This is a genomic window from Dyella sp. (assembly GCF_035508675.1).
GTDB lineage: Bacteria > Pseudomonadota > Gammaproteobacteria > Xanthomonadales > Rhodanobacteraceae > Dyella_B.
Window position 1 is genome coordinate 1 of the sequence record NZ_DATJMN010000120.1, and the last position, 3,737, is coordinate 3,737.

A 3,737-nucleotide genomic window follows, 5' to 3' on the forward strand; every position below is an offset into this window, starting at 1 on the left:
CCGGCCAATGACATCAAGTGCGTGGCGTATATGGCGCTGAAACGCGGCACACCGAGTCAAGGCGGCGGGCAGAAAGATACGTGGCACGGTGTGGCGGCATTTCTGCGCGGCGACCACCAGGTGAACGAGACCAAGTTGCTGGGGGCGATGGGTGCGGCGGAGCTGCGCACCATGCAGGCAGAGGAGCTGCAGCAGTACTTTAACGGTCCGGCAGGTTACCTGGGACCAGTTGGGCTCAAGCCGGATACGCAGCCGCTCGGCGATGGACTGACGGTTGTGGTGGACAAGGCGCTTGAGGGCCGCAAGAACATGGTGTGTGGGGCGAACAAGCTGGACTATCACCTGCGCAACGTGACGCCCGGGCGCGACTTCAGGTGGACGCTGAGCGCCGACATTCGCAGCGTGAACGAGGGCGAGGGTTGCCCCACATTGAACGAGAATGGGGACGGTTGCGCAGGTAAGCTGGTGGTAGGCAAGGCGGTCGAGGTGGGCCACATCTTCAAGCTGGGGTACAAGTACGCTGAAGCGATGGGCGCGCGGGTGCTGGACCCCAACGGCAAGGAAGTGATGCCGATCATGGGCTGCTACGGCATCGGCATCGAGCGGATTCTGACGGCGGCGATCGAGCAATCGAACGATGCGGAGGGGTTCTGGCTGCCGGTTTCGATCGCGCCCTTCACGGTGGTGGTGACGGTGACCAACATCTCGGACGCGGGGCTACGCGAGACCGGAGAAAAGCTGGCTGCGGAGCTTGAGGCGGCGGGGCTCGACGTGGTGCTGGATGACCGAGACGACCGTGCCGGCGTCAAATTCAAAGACGCAGATTTGGTGGGTATCCCCTATCGAATCAATGTAGGCAAGAAAGCCGCGGCGGGCCAGGTGGAACTGGTGACCCGGGCCACGCGTAGCAGTGAAGACGTAGCGCTGGGCGAGGCGGTGGCGCTGGTGAAAAGGAAGGTGCAGGAGGAGATGCTGCTGGAAGAGAGCGGACAGTAAACGGCCGGCATGCATCAGATTTCTGCAGGGAGCGAAATTCCGCGGGGAGCGATCACGCCCCGCCGCGAGTGGCCGGCGTTTGCCGCATGAAGAACCTGCAATATGGCCAGGGCGCACGGCATTTTGAGAATGCGGAATGCCGGCAGCTTATTAAGGGACTTGATTGATGGCGGTCAAAGTCAAATTCGCGAAGCCGACAACGCGGCGCGATGCGCGATCGATCCTGCTGCTGATCGGTGCAGGTTTGGTGGCGGTTGGCCTGATTACGGGATTTACCGTCTTCGGCTTTTTCTATTTCAAGTATCGCGGGATTGTCGACCAAAGGCTGAAGCAGCCGATTTTTGTGGACACGGCGAAGATATACGCCGCGCCGCCGGAAGTGCGGCCGGGGCAAAAGCTGACGGTTCACCTGATTGCCAATGAGTTGCGCGAAGCCGGGTATACGCCCGAAGGCGCGCCGCAGGCTTCGCCGATGGGCACCTTCAGCGAAGGGGTGCAATCCATCACCGTGCAGCCCGGGCCGCAATCGTACCACGCGCCCGACAGTGCGACGATCCATGTGAACAGCGGCGTGGTCGACTCGATTGTGGACGCCAAGGGACAGGCGCTTTCAAGCTACGAGCTTGAGCCGCTGCTGATCACCGACCTGAGCGAAGACGCGGACCGGTCAAAACGGCGTCTTCTGACGTACAACGAAATTCCTTCCAACGTGGTACAGGCGGTGCTGGCGATCGAAGACCGGCGGTTCTTCGAACACAGCGGTGTGAATTACGAAAGCATGATCAGTTGGGCATGGCACGACCTGGTGGGCGACCGGAAACATCGCGGGGGAGCATCGACGCTGACCATGCAGCTGGCGAAATTGCTCTTTCTCGAAGACACCGGCACGATCCGATACAAGCTGACGCAGATCATGATTACGTTCCAGCTGGAGCACCGCTTCAGCAAGCAGCAGATTTTCGCGATGTACGCCAACGAGATTCCCCTGGGGCAACGCGGCAGCTTTTCTATTGACGGCTTCGGCGAAGCGTCGCAAGCATACTTCGGCAAGGATGTGGGGCAACTGGACCTGGCCGAGTGCGCGCTGCTGGCAGGTTTGATCCAGAGCCCGAGCCGGCTCAATCCTTTCCGCCACGCCGACCGCGCCATGGAACGGCGCAACCTAGTACTGGATGCGATGGTGGAGACCGGCGCCATTACCAAGGAGCAGGCGGAGGCGGCAAAGGAGGAGCCGCTGCACCTGGTTGCAGCCAGCGTGGATGAGAGCGAAGCGCCCTATTTTGTCGACCTGGTGCACGACCAGCTGACGCAGAAATTCGGCGATCGGGATTTCAACCACGAGGGGCTGCGCATCTATACGTCGCTCGATCCTGATCTGCAGCGCCTGGCCACCCAGGCGGTTGACTCGATGATTCACGACGTGGATGCCAGGGTAGACAGGGTGCACGCGCGCGACCGCAAGCTGGGCAAGCCGTATGTTTACCCGCAGGTGGCGCTGGTGGCGCTGAATCCGCATACCGGACAGGTGCTGGCGCTGGTGGGTGGACGCAGCTACGGCACCAGCCAGGTGGATCACGCGGTGGCGCACCGGCCTACGGGATCGATCTTCAAGCCGTTCGTCTACGCAGCGGCTTTTCAAACCGCGGTGGAGGGCACCCTGCTTCCCGGTCAAACCAAGCTCTTTTCGCCGGTAACCATGCTCAGCGACGCGCAAACTACCTACGGCGAAGGAACGGAATATGAATACACGCCGCGCAACTATGAAGGCGAGTATTACGGCGAGATGACGGCCCGCCTGGCCCTGATGCGATCGGACAACAACGCAACCATCAGCCTGGCGAGCATGGTGGGCTTTGACCGCGTGGCAGCGCTCGCCCGCGACGCCGGCATTAAGAGCGCACAGGGTACGCCCGCCATGGCTATCGGTTCCTACGACGCCACGCCACTGGACATGGCCGGCGCCTACACCATTTATGCCAATGGGGGACTGCACATCGATCCCTGGATGCTGGCCAGCGTACGCACAGCGACGGGAGACATCATTCAGGACTACTCGCCGACGACGCGCCAGGTGCTTGATCCGCGCGTTGCGTACCTGACCACCAACATGATGGAAGCGGTGCTGCAAGGCAATGGGAGCGACGGCTGCATGATTGGGGGACGGGATTTTTGCGGAACCGGCGCCGGCGTGCGCAACATGGGCTTTACGGCGCCGGCGGCGGGCAAAACCGGCACCAGCCACGATGCCTGGTTCGCCGGGTTCACCAGCAGCCTGCTGTGCATTGTGTGGGTGGGCAATGATGACTATACCCCGCTGGCGCACGGGCTTGAGGGCGCCACCGTCGCAGCGCCCATCTGGGCCGACTTTATGAAGCAGGCGGTGGAGTTGCCGCAATACTCCGATACCAACGAATTCACGGTGCCGGACGGGGTGCAGCTGGTGACGCTGGACAAGGTGACGAATCTGCTGGCCGATGCATCGTGCCCCGATGACTACACCGCGGCGTTTCTCGATGGGACGGCGCCGACCGACACCTGCGACCACAAGGGCCTGGAGGGGGACCATCGCAACATTTTCCAGAAAATATTTGGGCTGGGCAAGGCGAGTAACTGAGAGAGACGGCCGGTAGCTTGTAGCCGGTCGCCAGTAGCTTGTAGCCGGTAGCCAGTAGCAGGATTGGCCGAGCTACAGGCTATCGGCCCCGGAAGGGACAGTGACGATGAACGGAACAATGCTGGCG

Annotated in this window: 2 protein-coding genes; both read left to right on the plus strand. The window is 61.8% G+C overall.

Translation table 11 applies throughout. The features are described 5' to 3' along the window. Nucleotides 1-996, plus strand: a 996-nt coding sequence (locus VMA74_RS06935) for a His/Gly/Thr/Pro-type tRNA ligase C-terminal domain-containing protein (protein ID WP_325365907.1), incomplete at its 5' end; no start/stop codon positions are given. 166 nt (nt 997-1,162) lie between these two features. Continuing rightward, nucleotides 1,163-3,610 (plus strand): transglycosylase domain-containing protein, encoded by a 2,448-nt coding sequence (locus tag VMA74_RS06940; RefSeq protein WP_325365908.1) that lies wholly within the window; start codon nt 1,163-1,165, stop codon nt 3,608-3,610. The last annotated feature ends 127 nt before the right edge of the window (nt 3,611-3,737 follow it).